We start from the raw sequence: 20,588 nt of genomic DNA, 5'->3' as shown, positions 1-20,588 counted from the left end.
CCGGTGGGGTGACGGCGGTGCGGGGCCCGGCCCGGTCCGGGCGGCCGGGCCCCGCAGTGCCGTCGGGCGGTTACTTCGGGCCGAAGGTGAGGACGAGCTGCGGGGCCGCGTCCGCCGCCGTCGCCTCCGCGGACCAGATCCACAGCGGGTCGGTGCCCGTGCTGGTCAGGGCCATGCTGTAGCTCCCGCCCAGGACCGCGGAGAGCGCGGCCGTGTCGAGCTGGGTGCTCTGGACCGCCGAGCCGTCCGGGATGGCCGCGAACGTGCCGAGCGGCGTGGTGCCCAGCGTCGGCTTGGTGGTGAAGGACGTGGCCGTACCGCTCCAGGTGCCGGTGACCGGGACCACGGACACGGTGTCGGCGGTGCCGGCGCCCGTCTGGGTGGTGGTCTTGACCTGGAGGGCGACGGACTTCAGGACCTGGCCGGCCGGCGCGGCCGGCAGGTCGAAGCGCAGGTACGTCTCGTACGCCGGGTTGCCGCGGACCGCGAGCGAGGTGGTGGCGCCGTTGGCGGCGCTCGGGGCGCCCTGGTTGACGTAGGTGTCCTCGGTCGCGGAAACCTTGGAGACCGTGTCGGCGGGGGCCTTGGCCAGGTCGAAGTGGTTCTTGACCTGGGCCGCGGTCAGCGCCTTGCCGTAGACGGCGGTCTCGTCGATCTGCCCGGCGAAGAAGTTGCTGGTGGGCTTGGTCGGCCAGGTGCTGAGGTTGTCGCCGCCGACGTGCCAGTAGCCCGCGTACGACGCCGAGTCGGTGTAGCCGGCCGTGCCCTTGCTCTGGCCGTCGACGTACAGCGCCATGCCGGCCGGGCCCTGGGTGGCGACGACGTGGTGCCACTTGTTGTCGTTGTACGTGTCGAGCAGGCCCGTGGAGACGGTCCGGGTCGAGCCGTTGTACACGCCGAACACCAGACGGCCGGTGTTGGTCATGTAGATCTGCTTGTCGTACGAGGTGCTGTTGCGCGTGGTGTTGTTGCCGAAGCCGACCAGCTTGCCGCCGCGCGTGGTGTTCGTCTTGAACCAGGTCTCGATGGTGTAGCTGCTGCTCACCGTCTGGCGGTGGTCGCTGTAGACCTGCTGGCTGGTGCCGTTGAAGCCCATGGCCGTGCTGGCGCCGGTGACCGCGCCGGGCGTCTGGCGCAGCGCCGGGGCGTTCACCTGGACGCCACTGGTGTTGCCGCCGTCCGAAGAGTCGGCCACGTACGGGCTGGAGGTGTCGTCGTAGCGCCAGTACAGCTGGGCGCCGTCCGCGCGGACCTGGTTCGGGTACGCCTGCGCCGAGGCCGGCACCGTCACGGAGGCGGTGGCCGACAGGGCGCTGGTGTTGCCCGCGCCGTCGGTGGCCGTCACCCGGTAGGTGTAGGTCTGGCCGGCCTTGACCGTGGTGTCGGTCCAGGAGGCCTGCGGACGCTCGAACTCCAGGGAGTCGGCGGTCATCGTCTGGATCGGCGTGGACGAGCCGTTGCGGTAGATGCGGTACGTCAGCTTGCTGTCGTCCGCGTCGTAGCTGGTGCGCCAGCGCACCTGGACCTCGCCGGGCTTGACGCTGGCGGCGCTGGCGACCGGGGTGGTCGGGGCGCCGACGTCGCCGCTGGAGGCGAAGCGGGTCAGGGCCTGCTGCTCGACGCCGTTGACGGTGGTGAACTCACCGCCGACCCACATGTACTTCGTGTCGCCCTTCTCCGCGACGGCCATGACGCGCGGGCCGATGCCCTCGCCGAGGCCGTCGTTGGTGTCGGGGAACCAGCCGAGCTTGCGCGGGCCGCGCACGAAGCCGTCCACGGGGGCGGGGGCGGCGCCGGTGTGGTCGGTCGGCTGCGCCAGCAGGTGGTGGCGCTTGCCGTCGGGGTACTCCAGCTCGGTGGAGCAGTCGTGCGCGTGCGAGGAGCTGTAGAGCACCCCGTCGTACGGCAGGACGAACTGGGTGGCGCCGAGGCAGCGGTCGCGCCACTTCTCGGTGAAGTCGCTCAGGCGCAGGCCGATGCGGCCGTCGAAGACGCCGCCGCCGGAGCCCTCGTTGGCCGTGTAGAAGCCATCGGCGTCGGTGGCGATCGACTTGACGACCGAGTTCGACGGGATGGTGGCGTAGGTTTTGGCGACCTTGCCGGTGGCGGCGTCCACCACGGCGAGCGCGTGGGTGTTGGAGCCGTTGACGGAGAAGAAGTCGCCGCCGAGCAGGACGTTCTTGCCGTCCGGGGTGAGCGTGACCGCGCGGCCCGGCTCGTCGGCGTTGGCGGTGAAGGGCTTGACCGCGCCGGTGGCGGCGTCGACCGCGGCGAACCGTTCGCGGGTCTGGCCCTCGACGGTGCCGAAGTCGCCGGCCGCGTACAGGGTGTCGTCGGAGACGGCGAGCGCCCGTACGGTGGCGGGGAAGGCCGGGTGGAAGGAGGCCTTGGGGGTGCAGCTCTCGATGTCGATCGCGGCGACGCTGGAGACCGGGGTGCCGTTGACGGCGCCGAAGTAGCCGCCTGCGTAGAGGGTCTTCTTGTCCTTCGACACGGCCAGCGCGCGCACGGTGGCGGTGCCGTCGCCGATGGTGAAGGCGAGCTTGCACGCCGTCGGGTTGCCCGTCGCGGCGTCGAGCGCGACGAAGTTGACCGCCTCCTGCTCGGTGCCGGATCCGCCGGCCGGCGGGCGGACCGCCGAGAACGTGCCGCCCGCGAAGACGGTCCCGCCCGCCTGGGCCATCGCCCAGACGACCCCGTTGGGCTGCCAGGTGGGCAGGCTGTCGGCGGTGAACGCCACGGGCGGGGTGATGGCGGAGGCCTGCGGCATCAGCACCACGCCCAGCCCGGTGCCCGCACCGGCCAGTGACAGGACGAGGGCAGCTGTCAGCCCTCTGGATCTACGCATGAACCCCCCAGGGCTGTCGCCCGGTTCTGATGGCTGGAACTATCCGAACAGCCATATGTACTGGCGCGCAGACTACGGCTCACGCGAAGCCCGGTCACCTCCCCCGTCCCCGGCAGGGAGGGCGCACTGCGGACATACGGCAGGTTTGACCCGGTCACGCACGCGAAGACCTGTGACGATGACCGGGGCACGGCAAATCGTAGGCGAAATATAAGGCCTCAGCGGTCGATACGGACGGTTGCACCGGCCAGTTGGTCCTCGACCTGGCGGATGTCGGCGTCGACCATGATCCGGGCCAGCTCGGCCACCAACACCGTCGGCTTCCAGCCAAGCAGCTCCTGTGCCTTGGAGGCGTCGCCGATGAGGGCGTCGACCTCGCTGGGGCGCTCGTACTTGGCGTCGTAGCGCACGTGCTCGGTCCAGTCCAGGCCCGCGTGGGCGAAGGAGGACTCGACGAACTCGCGCACGGTGGCGGCGACGCCGGTGGCGACGACGTAGTCCGTCGGCTCGTCCTGCTGGAGCATCCGCCACATGGCGTCCACGTACTCGGGCGCGTAGCCCCAGTCGCGGACGGCGTCGAGGTTGCCGAGGTAGAGGTGCTCCTGGAGGCCGGCCTTGATCCGGGCGACCGCGCGGGTGATCTTGCGGGTCACGAAGGTCTCGCCGCGGCGCGGGGACTCGTGGTTGAACAGGATCCCGTTGACGGCGAACATGTCGTACGCCTCGCGGTAGTTGACCGTGGTCCAGTACGCGAAGACCTTCGCGGCGCCGTACGGGCTGCGCGGGTGGAACGGGGTGTCCTCGTTCTGCGGGGGCGGGGTGGAGCCGAACATCTCCGAGGACGAGGCCTGGTAGATACGGGTGTTCACACCGCTCGCCCGGATGGCCTCCAGCAGCCGCAGCGCGCCGAGGCCGGTCACGTCGCCCGTGTAGAGGGGGGCGTCGAAGGAGACGCGCACGTGCGACTGGGCGCCCAGGTTGTAGACCTCGTCGGGCTGTATCTCCCGGAGCAGGTTCACGAGCGCGACGCCGTCGGACAGGTCGGCGTGGTGCAGGACGAAGGACCGGTTGGCCGTGTGCGGGTCCTGGTAGATGTGGTCGATCCGCTCGGTGTTGAAGCTGGAGGACCGCCGCACGAGCCCGTGCACCGTGTAGCCCTTGGACAGCAGGAGCTCGGAGAGGTAGGAGCCGTCCTGCCCGGTGACGCCGGTGATCAGTGCGGTCTTGCCCATGTGGGGTCCCCCTGGATTTCGTTGCGGTGTGCGGTTCTTGGGGCTGCCGCGGCCCGTGGTCTGCGGTCCGCCCCCGCCCGGCCGGCCGAGCGCCGGGCCGCGCGGACCCGGCCCGGAGGGCTGGATGCGTACCGTACACGCGATCGGCCGTGCGGCACCGGTGCGGGGCGTCGCACCTCGCCCCCGTGCGGCGGCGGCGGGCTGGCATCATCGGCGGTATGACAAGTTCGCTGCCGCTGCTGCCCCCGAACGCCCGCGTCTTCGTCGCGGGCCACCGCGGCCTCGTGGGGTCCGCGGTCGCCCGCCGCCTGACCGCCGACGGGCACGAGGTGCTCACCCGGGGCCGCGCCGACCTCGACCTGCGCGACGCCGCCGCGACCGGGGCGTACCTGAGGGACGTCCGCCCCGACGCCGTGGTGCTGGCCGCCGCCAAGGTCGGCGGGATCATGGCCAACAGCACGTATCCGGTGCAGTTCCTGGAGGACAACCTCAAGATCCAGCTCAGCGTCATCGGCGGCGCGCACGCCGCCGGGGTCGGCCGGCTGCTGTTCCTCGGCTCCTCCTGCATCTACCCCAAGCACGCGCCGCAGCCCATCACCGAGGACGCCCTGCTGACCGGACCGCTGGAGCCGACCAACGAGGCGTACGCGCTGGCGAAGATCGCCGGCATCGTCCAGGTCCAGTCGTACCGCAAGCAGTACGGGGCCTCGTACATCTCGGCGATGCCCACGAACCTCTACGGCCCGGGCGACAACTTCGACCTCGAGTCCTCGCACGTGCTGCCCGCGCTGATCCGGCGCTTCCACGAGGCGGCCGCCGAGGGGCGCGAGGAGGTCACCCTGTGGGGCAGCGGCACCCCGCGCCGCGAGTTCCTGCACGTGGACGACCTGGCGGACGCCTGCGCGGTGCTCCTGAACGGCTACGACGGCGACGAGCCGGTCAACATCGGCTGCGGCGAGGACCTGACGATCCGGGAGCTGGCCGAGACCGTCGCCGAGGTGACCGGCTTCGCGGGGCGCCTGGCCTGGGACACCTCCAAGCCGGACGGCACCCCGCGCAAGCTCCTGGACGTCGGCCGCCTCACCGCGCTGGGCTGGAAGCCGCGGATCGCACTGCGGGACGGCATCGCCGCCACCTACCGGTGGTGGCGCGAGCAGGGCTGAGCGCGGGGCGGGACGCACCGGGCGGTGGCCCTCAGTACGCTCCGCGTCCGTCGACGACGGCGCGGATCGTACGGCCCATGACGTCCATGTCGCTGGTGAAGGACCAGTTGTCGACGTACTGCAGGTCGAGCTGGATCGTCTCGTCCCAGGACAGGTCGGAGCGGCCGCTGATCTGCCACAGCCCGGTCATGCCCGGCCGGACGGTGAGCCGGCGCAGCTCGACCTCGTCGTAGCGGGCCACCTCCTCCGGCAGCGGCGGGCGGGGCCCGACCAGCGACATGTGCCCCGTCAGCACGTTGAGCAGTTGGGGCAGTTCGTCCAGGGAGGTGCGGCGCAGGAGCCGGCCGACCCGGGTCACCCGGGGGTCGCGCCGGATCTTGAACATCAGGCCGTCGTTCTCGTTGGCCCCGGTGAGCTCGTCCTTGAGCCGGTCCGCGTCGACGACCATGGTGCGGAACTTCCACATGGTGAACGGGGTGCCGTCGCGGCCGATGCGCTGCTGGCGGTAGAACGCCGGGCCGCGGGAGCCGAAGCGGATGGCGAGCACGATCGCGAGGAAGAGCGGGGAGAGCAGCAGCAGTCCGAGGGCGGCTCCGACGCGGTCCAGGGCGGACTTGAGCACGGTTTGGACGCCGCGGCTGACCGGCGGCGCCACGCGCAGGACGGCGAGCCCGCCCGCGGAGAGGGTCTCCAGGCGCTTGACGGAGACCTCCACCAGGCCGGGGAAGACGGCCAGGTCCAGTCCCGCGTCGTGCAGCGCCCAGGCCACCCGGCGCAGCCGCTCCCCCGCGAGCCGCGCGCCGGGCGCCACGAGGACGAGGTCGGCGTGGTGGCTGCGGACGGCGCCGAGCACGGCGTCGGTGTCGGCGGCCGGGGCATCGGGCGCCTCGGCGTCGAGCCGGGCCGCGACGGGCACGCCGCTGTCGAGGGGGCCGGCGCCGACCGGGACGACGCCGACGACGACGTACGGGTGGTCGGTGCGCGCGGCGAGGTGGGAGATGACGGATCCGGCGGCCGCGGGCTCCCCTATCACCAGCACCCGGCTGACGGCCTGGGCCTCGCGGCGGGCTGCGGAGAGGTGGCGGTAGGTCAGTTTGTGGCAGGCCACGGTGATGAGCAGGGCGGGCACGAGGGCGCCGAGGGCGGCCAGCCGTGGCGTGCTCTCGCCGGTGACCACGCGGGCGACGGCCAGGACACCGATCAGAATCAGCCAGTCGTGGAGGACGGGGAGCACCCCGCGGGACTCGCCGAGCGCCCGGTTCGCGTAGCGGCGGCGCACGGTCTGCACACCGGTCCACGCCAGGGCGGCGCCGAGGGCGCAGTACAACGGCCGGACCTGCTGCGCCGCCTGGAAGACGAGCCCCACGGGAACGGCTGCGCCTAGGATGTCGGCGGCGACGGCGGCGGGCAGGTACCAGCGGGCTTTGTCGCCGATTCGCCGCACCGGGGCAGCAGCAGGCTCAGCCGCCGCTCCGGCCACTCTTTGCGCAGGAAAATGGACATGCCTCATGGGCCCCCCTGGCACGTGGTCATGTGACGGTGGCGCATGCCCGTGGCTTCCCCTGGCCCGGGCGGATGGCGCACCGGGAAACAGTACGACAAACAGACTTACGCCATGTACCGATTGCCGGAACGGGTGCTCCTGTTACTCAGGCGTTAGCAACCGGTGTCAGCTGTTCCGGATTTGGCCGGCGGACCCTCCCACGCGAAGGTGAATGGTTCGGATACCGGATACGTCTGCACGGTCAACGAACCCTTTCCGGCCAATCTTTTGACGCGGCCCTGACATCGCAGCCGACAGGTGGCACTCTTCGATCCGTTCATCGCACCAGCCCTGCTCTGCCCGGAGGCCCACCCAGCCGTCCGGAACCCCCCTTGCAGAAGGAGTCTGCGTTGAGTCCCACCCCCCACAGGCGTGCCCAGGCGGCCGGCGCACTCGTCGCCGCGGCCGCGCTGCTCGCCGTCGGCATCCAGGCCGGCACCGCCTCCGCCGACGCCACCGCGTCGCAGGGCCTGACCTCCGCCAAGTCCAACCCGGGCGCGGCGCCGTACCAGCTGAGCCCCTCCGAGCGTGCGACGCTCATCACCGAGGCGAACTCGACGACCGCCGCAGCGGCCAAGGCGCTCGGCCTCGGCGGCCAGGAGAAGCTCGTCGTGCGCGACGTGGTCAAGGACGCGGACGGCACCACGCACACCACGTACGAGCGGACCTACGCCGGCCTGCCCGTACTCGGCGGCGACCTGACGGTCCACGCCAAGGGCGGCGTGACCAAGAGCGTCACCAAGGCCACCCAGCACGAGATCAAGGTCGCCGACACCGACGCCTCGGTCACCGCGGCCTCGGCCGAGGGCCAGGCGGTCTCCGCGGCGAACGACGCCGGCTCCAAGCAGTCCAAGCCCGCCAAGGGCGCCCGCAAGGTGATCTGGGCGGCCGAGGGCGCGCCCGTCCTCGCCTACGAGACCGTCGTGAGCGGCCTCCAGGACGACGGCACCCCGAGCGAGCTGCACGTGGTCACCAACGCCAAGACCGGCGCGAAGATCACCCAGTGGCAGGCCATCGAGACCGGCACCGGCAACACCATGTACAGCGGCCAGGTCCAGATGGGCACCTCCGGCTCGGGCAGCAGCTTCACGCTGACCGACGCCGGCCGCGGCGGCCACAAGACGTACAACCTCAACGGAGGTTCCTCCGGCACCGGCACGCTGTTCACCAACAGCACCGACGTCTGGGGCAACGGCAGCGCCTCCAACAAGGAGACCGCCGGCGCGGACGCCCACTACGGCGCCCAGCTGACGTGGGACTACTACAAGAACGTCCACGGCCGCAACGGCCTGCGCAACGACGGCGTGGCCCCCTACAGTCGGGTCCACTACGGCAACGCCTACGTCAACGCGTTCTGGGACGACTCCTGCTTCTGCATGACGTACGGCGACGGCACGAGCAACACGCACCCGCTGACATCCATCGACGTGGCCGCCCACGAGATGACGCACGGCCTGACCTCGGTCACCGGCAACATGACCTACAGCGGTGAGCCCGGCGGCCTGAACGAGGCGACCTCCGACATCATGGCGGCGGCCGTCGAGTTCTACGCCAACAACCCGCAGGACGTCGGCGACTACCTCGTCGGCGAGAAGATCGACATCAACGGCGACGGCACCCCGCTGCGCTACATGGACAAGCCGAGCAAGGACGGCGGGTCGAAGGACTCGTGGTACTCCGGCATCGGCAACGTCGACGTCCACTACTCCTCGGGCCCGGCCAACCACTGGTTCTACCTGGCCTCCGAGGGCTCCGGCGCCAAGGTCATCAACGGCGTGAGCTACAACTCGCCGACCTCCGACGGCCTGCCGGTCACCGGGATAGGCCGCGACGCCGCCGCAAAGATCTGGTTCCGCGCGCTGACGGTGGGCTACTTCAAGTCCAACACCAACTACGCGGCCGCCCGTACGGCGACCCTCCAGGCCGCCGCCGACCTGTACGGCGCCGGCTCGGCCACGTACAACAACGCGGCGAACGCGTGGGCGGCCATCGCCGTCGGCCCGCGCATCAACGACGGCGTCACGGTCACCCAGATCGCCAACCAGACCACCAAGGTCAACACCGCGGTGAGCCTGCAGGTCCAGGCGACCAGCACCAACCCGGGCGCCCTGAGCTACGCGGCGAGCGGCCTGCCGGCCGGCCTGTCCATCAACTCCTCGACGGGCCTGATCTCGGGCACGCCGACCACCACGGGCACGTCCAACGTGACCGTGACGGTGACCGACTCCGCCGGCAAGTCCGGTACCTCGTCCTTCACCTGGACGGTCAGCACCAACGAGCAGAACGTGTTCGAGAACACGAACGACTACACGATCAACGACAACTCCACCGTCGAGTCGCCGATCACCGTGTCGCGTTCGGGCAACGCCCCGAGCACCCTCAAGGTGGACGTGAACATCGTCCACACCTACGTCGGTGACCTCCGGGTCGACCTCGTCGCCCCCGACGGCACCGTCTACAACCTGCGCAACCGCTCCGGCGGCAGCGCGGACAACATCGTCCAGAGCTTCACCGTGAACGCCTCCTCCGAGGTCGCCAGCGGCGTCTGGAAGCTGCGGGTGGCGGACCTCGCCAGCCTGGACACCGGCTACATCAACAGCTGGAAGCTCACCTTCTGACCCCTTCGGGGCTGGTGAGGCCTGACGGCTGACACAACGCGGGGCCGTCCGGGAGGTAACCTCCCGGACGGCCCTGTTCCATGCGGTGCGAGGCCGACCGTCAGGGGATCGCCTTGAAGATCGCGTCGTACATGTCGCCCTCGTGCTCCCCCTCAGGACCCTGCTGCTGGTCGTCGACCATCTGCTCCTCGGGAGCCTGCTGCTCGTCCTGGCCCTGCTGCTCCTCCTGGCCCTGCTGGTCCTCCGGGGCCTGCTGCTCGTCCTGGCCCTGCTGCTCCTCCTGGCCCTGCTGCTCCTCCTGGCCCTGCTGGTCCTCCGGGGCCTGCTGCTCGTCCCGGCCCTGCTGCTCCTCCGGACCCTGCTGCTCGTCCGGGCGCATCTGCTCGTCCCGGCCCTGCTGCTCGTCCCGGCCCTGCTGCTCGTCCCGGCCCTGCTGCTCCTCGGGAGCCTGCTGCTCGTCCTGACGCTGCTGGTCCTCCGGGCGCATCTGCTCGTCCCGGCCCTGCTGCTCCTCCGGGGCCTGCTGCTCGTCCCGGCCCTGCTGCTCGTCCCGGCCCTGCTGCTCGTCCCGGCCCTGCTGCTCGTCCCGGCCCTGCTGCTCGTCCGGGCGCATCTGCTCGTCCCGGCCCTGCTGCTCGTCCTGGCGCTGCTGCTCCTCGCCCGGCTGGTCGTCGTCGTCCTTCGCGACGATCGTGGTCGCCTGGCTCGCGGGGCGGTGGTCCGGGCTCACCCGGGCGAGGCGGCTGCGGTCACCGTCGTAGTAGTAGTCGTCGCGCCGATCGTCGCCGCGGTCGTCCCAGCGGTAGTCGTCGCGGTCGACGTGGCGCGGCTGGAAGAACACCGAGCGGACCGACACGTTGTGCACCTCGTCGCCCGGCTCCAGCGTCCGCGTCGACCTCTCGTTGCAGCCGCGCTCCCGGTAGAGCACCGCGATCGCGTTCGTGTCGTTGCGCACGGCCGTGGCGGGGTGCTCGCGCGAGGTGCCGTTCAGCTCGTAGCAGGTGTCGTGGTCCGCCGGACGGAGCTCCCGGTATTCCCGGAACCCGTCGTCGACGATGTACTCCAGCCGGCCCTCGATGCGGCCGTCGTCGCCACCGGCCAGGGCGGTGCCGGCGGTGGGAAGGACGAGGCTGAGGGCTCCGATGAACGCAACGGCAGTAGGGCGAAGGCGCATGGGGAGGCGATCCGTTCTGTGGGCACTGGATGCCGGTCCGGTGGCATCCAGCGGGCAGCGTAGGAGCGCGGCCCACCGCGGAATCGGTTCGGCATGCGCAGGCGTTCGCAGGTTCACCCGCCCGGCGCGCCCCATGGGCCCATACGGCAGCCCGGGGCGCGACCGAACGGCCGTACGGCCCGTCAGACGGCGGCGCGTCCACCCGCCGGAGCCGCCGCTTCCCGCGCCCCGGATCCGGCACCCCCGGCGCCCGGCGCCGCCCCGGCAGCGGCCGCCGGCCGCGGGCGGACCAGCAGGACCACGGCCAGCGCACCGAGCAGACCCATCACGCCCGAGGCCGTGAAGGTGTCCCGCAGCCCGGATGCGAAGGCCTCCTCGATCCAGGCCCGGGCGGCGGGGGCCGCCGCCAGCAGCCGGCCCGCCCCGCCCGAGGCCAGCACCTCGGCGGTGCCGTCGGCCTGGCCGGAGCCCGCGAGCCCGTCGGCCAGCCCGGCGTGGAACAGCGAGCCGAGGACCGCGACGCCGAAGGCCATGCCGAGCTGGCGCGCGGCGTTCAGCGCACCGCCGGCCATGCCCGCCCGGGCCGGGGCCACGGAGCCCATGACGGTGGCGGCCAGCGGCGGGAGCGCCGCCCCGACCCCGACGCCGGTCACGACCAGACCCGGGACCAGGGCCGGCCAGCCGTCGCCCGCGTCCAGCATCCAGGCCTGGAGCAGTGCGCCCGCGCCGATGAGGAGCAGCCCGCCGCCGATCGTCAGCCGGGCCGGGACCCCCTGCAGCAGCCGCCCGGCCGCCGCGGAGACGAGGAACGCGGCCAGGCTCAGCGGCACCAGCACCAGCCCGGCGCCCACAGGGCCCATCCCCTCCACGGACTGCAGCCACAGGGACACGTACATGAGGTACGAGAACGCGGCGCCGGACAGCAGCAGGGCCGCGGCCATGACCCCGGTGAAGGTCCGGTCGCGGAACAGCGAGAGGTCCAGCATCGGGTGGGAGCTGCGCAGTTCGGCCACGGTGAAGACGGCGAAGGCTGCGGCGCCCAGGCCGAACAGGACGAGCGTGACGGGAGCGCTCCAGCCGTCCTCCCCGGCCCGGATCAGCGCGTACGTGACCAGGCCCGCGCCCGCGGTGAAGGCGGCCATGCCCGGCAGGTCCAGGCCCTTGGTGTGCGGGGCGCGGGACTCGGCGACCGCCTTGAGGGTGACGTACACGGCGAGCGCGCAGACGGGGAGGTTGACGAAGAAGATCCAGCGCCAGCCGAACTGCTCGGTCAGCAGCCCGCCGAGGATCGGCCCGGCCGCAGCGGCCGCGCCGCTGACCGCGCCCCAGACGCCGAAGGCGACGCCGCGGTCACGGCCCTGGTAGGCCTGGCTGAGCAGGGCCATGGTGGTGGCGAACATCGCGGCGGCGCCGACGCCCTGGACGGCGCGGAAGGCGATCAGCGCGCCGGGCCCGTCGGCCAGTCCGCAGGCGAGCGAGGAGACGGCGAACAGCGCGAGCCCGCCGAGGTAGACGGCGCGCCGGCCGATCCGGTCGGCGAGGGAGCCGGCGCCGAGCAGGAGGGCGGCGAGGGCCAGGGCGTAGCCGTCCATGACCCATTGCAGGGCGGCGAAGCCGGTGTCCATGTCGGAGGCCATGTCGGGCAGGGCGACGGTGACGATCGTGACGTCGACCAGGAGCATGAACGCTCCGAGGCACACCGCCGCCAGGGGCAGCCATTTGCGCATGCGGAATCTCCTCGGGTGGGACGGGAAGGACTCCATCCTCGCGACGCCGCCCCGGATCACCCACCCGCAGCCCGCCCGCCGGCGGATTTCACGCACGAGGAGCCCTGTCATGATGGAAACCATGAATCCCGTGCCGTCCGCCCTGCAGGCCCACGCCCGCGCGCAAACCCCCGCGCAGGCCCCCGCGCAGGCCTCCCTGCAGTTCGATGCCCTCGACCGGGCAGTGATCCAGGCCCTGATGGTGGACGGCCGGGCCTCCTTCCGCCGGATCGCCCGGGTGCTGGAGGTCTCCGACCAGACGGTGGTGCGCCGCTACCGCCGGCTGCGGACGTCCGGCCTGATCCGGGTGGTGGGGCTGCCCGTGGGCCGCCGCGTCGGGCTGTTCGAGTCCTGGCTGCGGGTGCAGTGCGCGCCCGACGCCGCGGTCGCCGTCGCCGAGGCGCTGGCCCGGCGGCCGGACAGCGCCTGGGTGAAGCTCACCTCCGGCGGCACCGAGATCCACTGCCTCACCAAGGCGCGGACCAGCCAGGACCGCGATCTGCTGCTGCTGGAGAAGCTGCCGCGCACCCGGCGGGTGACCGGGGTCAGCGCCCAGACCATCCTGCGCGTCTTCCGCGGCGGGGCCTCGTGCTGGAAGGGCCTGGACGTGCTGCGGCCCGACCAGGTCGCCGCGCTGGAGCCGCCCGCCCCGCAGCCCTCGCCCGGGCGGTACGCCCTGGACGCGGAGGAGCTCGCGCTGCTGGCCGTCCTGGGCCAGGACGGCCGGACGGGCCACGCCGAACTGGCGCGCGCCACCGGCCTGTCGGAGTCGACCGTGCGGCGCCGGCTGGAGCGGCTGCGGGAGGAGGGCGCGCTGTACCTGGACGTGGAGCTGGTCCCGGCGGTGTTCGGGTACGAGACCGAGGCCGCGCTGATGCTGACCGCGGCCCCGGCCCGGCTGGCGGAGGTGGGCGCGGCCCTCGCCGGGCACCCGGAGGTGGCGTTCGCCGCGGCCGTGACGGGGGCGACGAACCTGAAGGTCTCGCTGGTGTGCCGGGACACCGACGCGCTGTACACGTACCTGACCGAGCGGATCGGCTCGGTGCCCGGCATCCAGCAGGTGGAGGTGATCCCGACCCTGCGGACGGTCAAGCGGGCCGGGATGCTGGTGGAGGGCGGGCGGCTGGTGGACCCACCGCCCGCCCCCTGACACCGCGGCCCCGGCCGCAGCCGGAGCCGCAGCCGGTGCCGCAGCCGGTGCCGACGCCGGCTAGCGCAGCAGTACGCCGTCCTGCGCGCCCGCGTCACCGGCCGCGCCGGCGTCCGCCGGGGCGGCGACCAGTCCCAGTTCGGCCGGGGAGGCCAGCAGCGGGTGGGCGGGCAGGATCCGGACGGTGTAGCCGAAGGGCCCGGTGCGGTCGAGGGCGAGCGGGCCCTCGTACGTCCAGCGGCCCTCCAGGTCCGGTCCGGCGGCCGGCTTGAGCGGGAACGGCCGCCCGCCCTGGATCACGTCCTGTGCGTCCACCCGGCCGGCGACGGCCTGCACCTCCACGTCCTCGGGCGCCAGCGCGTCGAGCGCCACCCGCACCCGCAGCGTGAGGGTGGCGCCGAGTTCGGCGGTGCCGTTCACGGGAGCCGCGGCCAGCGCCTCCACGTGCTCTACGGCGACCTGCGGCCAGGCCGCCCGGACCCGCCCCTTCCACCAGGCCAGGTCCCGGGCCGCCTCCGGGTTCAGCGCCCGGTGGGCGCGCGCGGCCGGCGCGTACAGCCGCTCCACGTACTCGCGCACCATCCGCCCCGCGAGCACCTTGGGGCCGAGGGAGGCCAGGGTGCGCCGGACCATCTCGATCCAGCGCACGGGCAGTCCGGTGCGGCCGGTGCGGTCGTAGAACCGGGGCGCGACCCGGTCCTCGATCAGCTCGTAGAGGGCGGCCGCCTCCAGGTCGTCGCGCCGGTCCTCGTCGTGGCCGAGTCCGTCGGCGGTGGGGATGGCCCAGCCGAAGTCCGGCTCGAACCACTCGTCCCACCAGCCGTCCAGCACCGAGAGGTTGAGGCAGCCGTTGAGGGCGGCCTTCATCCCGCTCGTGCCGCAGGCCTCCAGCGGGCGCAGCGGGTTGTTGAGCCAGACGTCGCAGCCCGGGTAGAGCTTCTGCGCCATGGCCATGCCGTAGTCGGGCAGGAAGACGATGCGGTGGCGCACCCGCGGGTCGTCGGCGAAGCGGACCAGCTCCTGCACCAGCCGCTTGCCGCCGTCGTCGGCCGGGTGCGCCTTGCCCGCGACGACGATCTGCACGGGCCGGTCGGGGTCGAGCAGCAGGCCGCGCAGCCGCTCGGCGTCGCGCAGCATCAGCGTGAGCCGCTTGTACGAGGGCACGCGGCGGGCGAAGCCGATGGTGAGGACGTCCGGGTCGAGGACGTCGTCCACCCAGCCGAGTTCGGCTTCGGCGGCCCCGCGCTGGCGCCAGGAGGCCCGCAGCCGCTCCCGTACCTCCAGCACCAACTGCTCGCGCAGGCCCCGGCGCAGGTCCCAGATGTCCTGGTCGCCGATGTCCGCGACGGCGTCCCAGCGCTGGGAGCCGCCCACGGAGAGGGCGTCCTCGGTCCGGCCCGCGCCGATCTGGCGCGCCCCGAGCCGGACGACCTCGGGTGCCACCCAGGTCGGCGCGTGGACGCCGTTGGTGATGGAGGTGATGGGGACGTCGGCCGGGTCGAATCCCGGCCACAGCCCGGCGAACATGCCGCGGCTGACGGCGCCGTGCAGGGTGGAGACGCCGTTGGCGCGCTGGGCCAGGCGCAGTCCCATCACGGCCATGTTGAACACGCCCGGGTCGCCCCCGGGGTAGGTCTCGGCGCCCAGTTCGAGGATCCGGTCGACGGGTACGCCGGCCAGCTCGGCGCCGGTGCCGAAGTGGCGGGCGACCAGGGCCCGGTCGAAGCGGTCGATGCCGGCGGGGACGGGGGTGTGGGTGGTGAAGACGGTGCCGGCCCGGACGGCCTCGACGGCCGCGTCGAAGCCGAGGCCGTGCTCCCCGTCGAGTTCCCTTATGCGCTCGAGCCCGAGGAAGCCGGCGTGTCCCTCGTTGGTGTGGAACACCTCGGGGGCGGGGTGCCCCGTCAGGGTGCAGTACGTGCGCACCGCGCGCACACCTCCGATGCCGAGCAGCATCTCCTGGAGCAGGCGGTGGTCGCTGCCGCCGCCGTAGAGCCGGTCGGTCACCTCGCGGGCGGCGGCGTCGTTGTCCTCGACGTCCGAGTCGAGCAGGAGCAGCGGGACGCGGCCGACGCGGGCCTGCCAGACGTGGGCGTGCAGGGCCCGGCCGCCGGGCAGGCTCAGGGACACCCGGGCGGGTGTGCCCTCGGCGTCGCGCAGCAGGGACAGGGGGAGCTCGTTGGGGTCGAGGACGGGGTAGTGCTCCTGCTGCCAGCCGTCGCGGGACAGGGACTGGCGGAAGTAGCCGTGCCGGTACAGCAGTCCGACGCCGATGAGGGGGACGCCGAGGTCGCTGGCGGCCTTGAGGTGGTCGCCGGCCAGGATGCCGAGGCCGCCGGAGTACTGGGGCAGGGCGGCGGTGATCCCGAACTCGGGCGAGAAGTAGGCGATGGCGGCGGGCAGGCCGGCGGCGTCCTGGTGGGTCTGGTACCAGCGGGCGCCGTGGACGTAGTCGTCGAGGTCGGCGGCGGCGACGGCGAGGCGGCGCAGGAACCGCCGGTCGCCGGCCAGCTCGTCGAGCCGGGCGGCGGATGCGGAGCCGAGCAGCCGGACGGGGTCGCCGCCCGCTGCGTGCCAGCCCTCGGGGTCGACGGATTGGAAGAGTTCGCGGGTCTCCGTGTGCCACGACCAGCGCAGGTTGCGCGCGAGGTCGGCGAGCGGCAGCAGGGGTTCGGGGAGTACGGGGCGTACGGTGAATCGACGGATAGCCTTCACGCGTTCCACCTTCGCAGGCAATGGCGGACAGGAGCGGTCGCACCACGCTGTGCGCCCGCGCAACAACACCCCCGGAAGGCTAGCCGCGGCCCCCGTACTGCTGCCACGGCGCCTCGGGCCGCCCTTGACCGCCTTACGAGGCTCGCTCCTTCGTGTGGTTCCGGTGGCCCCTGTGACGGGGTGTGTTCCCCGGCGGATGCGGGGGCTTTCCCGGTGTACCTCCGGTAGTCCCGACGGACTTGACGGAGCCTGGGCGGAAGTCGGCCAGGGCCTTGGTGGAGGCCGCGCGACTACGTACGAGTAGTTAACCAAGTGCGCGGATTGGGCGCCGCGAGAGTGGGAAGGGCTCCCCGCGTACCTGCACGGCACACCCCGCCCAACCCTCTCCCGCCACCCGAGTGAACGCGGACAGGAGCGGCCATGCCCGCAGCCCAGCCGTCCTCCGAGCGGCTAGAAACAGAGCGAACAGAGCGTGCACTACCGGCCGGTGTCCCGGCCGGCCTGCTGACACCGAGCCCTGCGAACTGCCCCCAGGTGATCCCATCATGATCGGTCGCATTCCCGTCCTGGACGTCCGCCCCGCCGTCGACTGCGGTGCCAGACCCGCCAAGGCGGTGGTGGACGAGGTCTTCGAGATCTCCGCCACCGTGTTCCGCGAGGGCCACGACGCCGTCGCCGCCCACGTCGTGCTCCGGGACCCGAGCGGCAAGCTGCGGCCGCCGGTGCCGATGCGCGAGCTCGCGCCCGGCACCGACCGGTGGGGGGCCCGGGTCTCCGCCGACACCGAGGGGAGGTGGACGTACACCGTCGAGGCCTGGAGCGATCCGCTGGCCACCTGGCGGGCACACGCCGCGGTGAAGATCCCCGCCGGGATCGACCCGGGACTGACGCTGCTGGAGGGGGCCGAGCTGTACGAGCGGGCCGCCGCGAGGATCACCAAGCGGGACGGGCGGGCGCACGTGCGGGCCGCCGCCGAGGCGATGCGCGACGAGGACCGGCCGGTCTCCGAGCGGTACGCGGCCGCCCTCGACCCCCTGGCCGAGGAGGCGCTCGCCCGGCGCCCGTACCGGGAGCTGGTCACGGCCGCCAAGGGGCTGCCGCTGCTCGTGGAGCGCAAGCGGGCGCTGTTCGGCTCCTGGTACGAGATGTTCCCTCGGTCCGAGGGGGCCGTCGTCGAGCCCGGCGCCGCACCGGTGAGCGGAACGTTCGCCACCGCGGCCGAGCGCCTTCCGGCCATCGCCGCCATGGGCTTCGACGTGGTGTACCTGCCGCCGATCCACCCGATCGGGAGCACCTTCCGCAAGGGGCCGAACAACACGCTCTCGGCGGGCAGTTGGGACCCGGGGGTGCCGTGGGCCATCGGCTCCACGGAGGGCGGCCACGACGCCGTCCACCCGGAGCTGGGCACCCTGGAGGACTTCGACGCCTTCGTCGCCCGGGCCCGCGAGCTCCGGCTGGAAGTCGCGCTGGACTTCGCGCTCCAGTGCTCGCCCGACCACCCGTGGGTGGAGAAGCACCCGGAGTGGTTCCGCCACCGCGCCGACGGCACGATCGCGTACGCCGAGAACCCGCCGAAGAAGTACCAGGACATCTACCCGATCCACTTCGACACCGACATGGCCGGCATCGTCGAGGAGACGGTCCGCATCCTGCGGCACTGGATGAACCACGGCGTCCGCATCTTCCGGGTGGACAATCCGCACACCAAGCCGGTCGTCTTCTGGCAGAAGGTGATCGCGGACATCAACAAGTCGGACCCGGACGTGATCTTCCTGGCCGAGGCCTTCACCCGGCCCGCCATGATGCGCGCACTGGCCGCGATCGGCTTCCAGCAGTCCTACACGTACTTCACCTGGCGCAACACCAAGGCCGAGCTGACCGAGTACCTGACCGAGCTCTCCGACGACCGTTCGGCATCCGTCATGCGGCCGAACTTCTTCGTCAACACCCCGGACATCCTGCACGCCTACCTCCAGCACGGCGGTCGCCCGGCCTTCGAGGTCCGCGCCGTCCTCGCCGCCACCCTCTCCCCCACCTGGGGCGTCTACGCCGGCTACGAGCTGTGCGAGAACACGCCGGTCCGCGAGGGCAGCGAGGAGTACCTGCACTCCGAGAAGTACGAGCTGCGGCCGCGCGACTGGGCCGCCGCCGACCGCGACGGCACGACCATCGCCCCGCTGATCACCACGCTGAACCGGGTCCGCCGGCGCAACCCCGCCCTGCAGCAGCTGCGCGACATCCATTTCCACTCGACCGACAACGACCAGGTGATCGCCTATTCGAAGCGGGCGGGCGCCAATTCCGTACTGGTGGTCGTCAACCTCGATCCGCACCACACCCAGGAGGCGACCGTCTCGTTGGACATGCCGGCACTCGGCCTCGACTGGCACGGGTCCCTCGCGGTGCGCGACGAGCTCACCGGCGAGACCTATCACTGGGGCAGGGCGAACTACGTGCGCCTAGAGCCGGGCCGCACACCCGCGCACGTACTGGCCGCTCTGCGACCGTCCCCGCCCACCGGAGGGTCACCCACCACATGATGATCAACGATCCCGTCCACGACACCTTCGAGGACACCCCCGCCAAGGACCGCGACCCCGACTGGTTCAAGCGGGCCGTCTTCTACGAGGTCCTGGTCCGCTCCTTCCACGACAGCAACGGCGACGGCGTCGGGGACCTCAAGGGGCTCACGCAGAAGCTGGACTACCTGCAGTGGCTGGGCGTCGACTGCCTCTGGCTGCCGCCGTTCTTCGCCTCGCCCCTGCGGGACGGGGGCTACGACGTCTCCGACTACACCTCCGTACTCCCCGAGTTCGGCGACCTCGCCGACTTCGTGGAGTTCGTGGACGCCGCGCACCAGCGGGGCATGCGTGTGATCATCGACTTCGTCATGAACCACACGAGCGACCAGCACGAGTGGTTCCAGCAGTCCCGCAAGGACCCGGACGGCCCGTACGGCGACTACTACATGTGGGCGGACAACGACAAGCAGTACCAGGACGCCCGGATCATCTTCATCGACACCGAGACGTCGAACTGGACCTACGACCCGGTTCGCAAGCAGTACTACTGGCACCGGTTCTTCTCACACCAGCCCGACCTCAACTACGAGAACCCGGCCGTGCAGGAGGAGATCATCTCCGCCCTGCGCTTCTGGCTGGACCTCGGCATCGACGGCTTCCGGCTCGACGCCGTGCCGTACCTCTTCGCCGAGGAGGGCACCAACTGCGAGAACCTGCCCCGCACCCACGAGTTCCTCAAGAGAGTGCGCACCGAGATCGACGCGCACTACCCCGACACCGTCCTGCTCGCCGAGGCCAACCAGTGGCCGGAGGACGTCGTCGACTACTTCGGGAGCTACGCCGCCGGCGGGGACGAATGCCACATGGCGTTCCACTTCCCCGTCATGCCGCGCATCTTCATGGCCGTCCGAAGAGAGTCCCGCTACCCGGTCTCCGAGATCCTGGCCAAGACCCCGCAGATCCCGGACCGCTGCCAGTGGGGCATCTTCCTGCGCAACCACGACGAGCTCACGCTCGAGATGGTCACGGACGAAGAGCGCGACTACATGTACGCCGAGTACGCCAAGGACCCGCGCATGCGGGCCAACATCGGCATCCGGCGCCGGCTCGCCCCGCTCCTCGACAACGACCGGCACCAGATCGAGCTGTTCACCGCCCTGCTGCTGTCCCTGCCCGGCTCGCCGATCCTCTACTACGGCGACGAGATCGGCATGGGCGACAACATCTGGCTCGGCGACCGCGACGGGGTCCGCACCCCGATGCAGTGGACCCCCGACCGCAACGCGGGTTTCTCGTCCTGCGATCCGGGCAGGCTGAACCTGCCCATCATCATGGACCCGGTCTACGGGTACACGGTCACCAACGTAGAGGCGGCGATGTCCTCGCCGTCCTCGCTGCTGCACTGGACCCGCAGGCTCATCGAGGTCCGCAAGGCGAACCCGGCCTTCGGCCTCGGCTCGTACACCGAACTGCCGTCGTCCAACCCGGCGGTGCTGGCGTTCCTGCGCGAGTACGGCGACGACCTCGTGCTGTGCGTGCACAACTTCTCCCGCTTCGCCCAGCCCACCGAGCTGGACCTGCGGTCGTTCAACGGGCGGGTCCCGGTGGAGCTCACGGGCGACGTGCGCTTCCCGCCGATCGGCGAGTGGCCGTACCTGCTCACCCTCGCGGGGCACGGCTTCTACTGGTTCCGCCTGCGGGGCGAGTAGGCGCGGGCGCCGGCCGGGACGCGCACCCTCGCGGGAACGAACCGGCGCCGCACGCCCCAGGGGGCGGGCAACACGAACGGGTCAACGGCCCGCCCCTGTACGGATCATCCTGACCCGACACTCACCCACCACCGGACAGCAACCCTCG

Annotated in this window: 11 protein-coding genes; 5 read left to right on the top strand and 6 right to left on the bottom strand. The window is 72.0% G+C overall.

Going from position 1 to position 20,588, the window contains the following annotated elements:
- Positions 1 to 70: 70 nt before the first annotated feature.
- Both AB0F11_RS00265 and gmd read right to left on the bottom strand, forming a co-directional pair.
- Entirely contained in the window at positions 71 to 2,848 is a 2,778-nt protein-coding gene (locus AB0F11_RS00265) for a LamG-like jellyroll fold domain-containing protein (protein WP_362166516.1), read from the bottom strand.
- A gap of 218 nt (positions 2,849 to 3,066) precedes the next feature.
- Positions 3,067 to 4,080: a GDP-mannose 4,6-dehydratase gene (gene gmd, locus AB0F11_RS00260; protein ID WP_362166514.1), complete on the bottom strand. Its 1,014-nt coding sequence runs from the start codon at positions 4,078 to 4,080 to the stop codon at positions 3,067 to 3,069.
- 218 nt (positions 4,081 to 4,298) lie between these two features.
- Here gmd and AB0F11_RS00255 point away from each other — a divergent pair, with 218 nt between their 5' ends.
- Entirely contained in the window at positions 4,299 to 5,243 is a 945-nt protein-coding gene (locus AB0F11_RS00255; RefSeq protein WP_362166512.1) for a GDP-L-fucose synthase, read from the top strand.
- Positions 5,244 to 5,274: 31 nt separating this feature from the next.
- Here AB0F11_RS00255 and AB0F11_RS00250 read toward each other — a convergent pair whose 3' ends face one another.
- Entirely contained in the window at positions 5,275 to 6,753 is a 1,479-nt protein-coding gene (locus tag AB0F11_RS00250) for a sugar transferase (protein WP_362166510.1), read from the bottom strand.
- Positions 6,754 to 7,136: 383 nt separating this feature from the next.
- On the opposite strand from AB0F11_RS00250, the gene AB0F11_RS00245 reads away from it, so the two are divergent.
- Positions 7,137 to 9,404: a M4 family metallopeptidase gene (locus AB0F11_RS00245; protein ID WP_362166508.1), complete on the top strand. Its 2,268-nt coding sequence runs from the start codon at positions 7,137 to 7,139 to the stop codon at positions 9,402 to 9,404.
- 100 nt (positions 9,405 to 9,504) lie between these two features.
- On the opposite strand, the gene AB0F11_RS00240 is transcribed toward AB0F11_RS00245, so the two are convergent.
- Positions 9,505 to 10,578 (bottom strand): hypothetical protein, encoded by a 1,074-nt coding sequence (locus AB0F11_RS00240; RefSeq protein ID WP_362166506.1) that lies wholly within the window; start codon positions 10,576 to 10,578, stop codon positions 9,505 to 9,507.
- Positions 10,579 to 10,760: 182 nt separating this feature from the next.
- Positions 10,761 to 12,305, bottom strand: coding sequence for an MFS transporter (locus AB0F11_RS00235; RefSeq protein WP_362166504.1), 1,545 nt, complete (start codon positions 12,303 to 12,305; stop codon positions 10,761 to 10,763).
- Between the two features lie 109 nt (positions 12,306 to 12,414).
- Between AB0F11_RS00235 and AB0F11_RS00230 the strand changes: the two genes are divergently transcribed.
- A complete protein-coding gene (locus tag AB0F11_RS00230; protein ID WP_362166502.1) occupies positions 12,415 to 13,494 on the top strand; it encodes an AsnC family transcriptional regulator in 1,080 nt (359 codons plus the stop codon).
- A gap of 60 nt (positions 13,495 to 13,554) precedes the next feature.
- On the opposite strand, the gene glgP is transcribed toward AB0F11_RS00230, so the two are convergent.
- A complete protein-coding gene (gene glgP, locus AB0F11_RS00225) occupies positions 13,555 to 16,209 on the bottom strand; it encodes an alpha-glucan family phosphorylase (protein ID WP_362166499.1) in 2,655 nt (884 codons plus the stop codon).
- Positions 16,210 to 16,754: 545 nt separating this feature from the next.
- Between glgP and AB0F11_RS00220 the strand changes: the two genes are divergently transcribed.
- Together AB0F11_RS00220 and treS are read left to right on the top strand one after the other, a co-directional pair.
- Positions 16,755 to 18,749: an alpha-1,4-glucan--maltose-1-phosphate maltosyltransferase gene (locus tag AB0F11_RS00220; protein ID WP_362166498.1), complete on the top strand. Its 1,995-nt coding sequence runs from the start codon at positions 16,755 to 16,757 to the stop codon at positions 18,747 to 18,749.
- Positions 18,746 to 20,440, top strand: a complete 1,695-nt coding sequence (gene treS, locus AB0F11_RS00215) for a maltose alpha-D-glucosyltransferase (protein WP_362166495.1) — start codon at positions 18,746 to 18,748, stop codon at positions 20,438 to 20,440. Before AB0F11_RS00220 ends, treS begins: the two co-directional genes overlap by 4 nt.
- Positions 20,441 to 20,588 lie beyond the last annotated feature (148 nt).

This window comes from Streptomyces sp. NPDC032472 (assembly GCF_040636955.1).
Lineage (GTDB): Bacteria > Actinomycetota > Actinomycetes > Streptomycetales > Streptomycetaceae > Streptomyces.
This window is presented reverse-complemented; position numbering and strand designations above follow the sequence as displayed.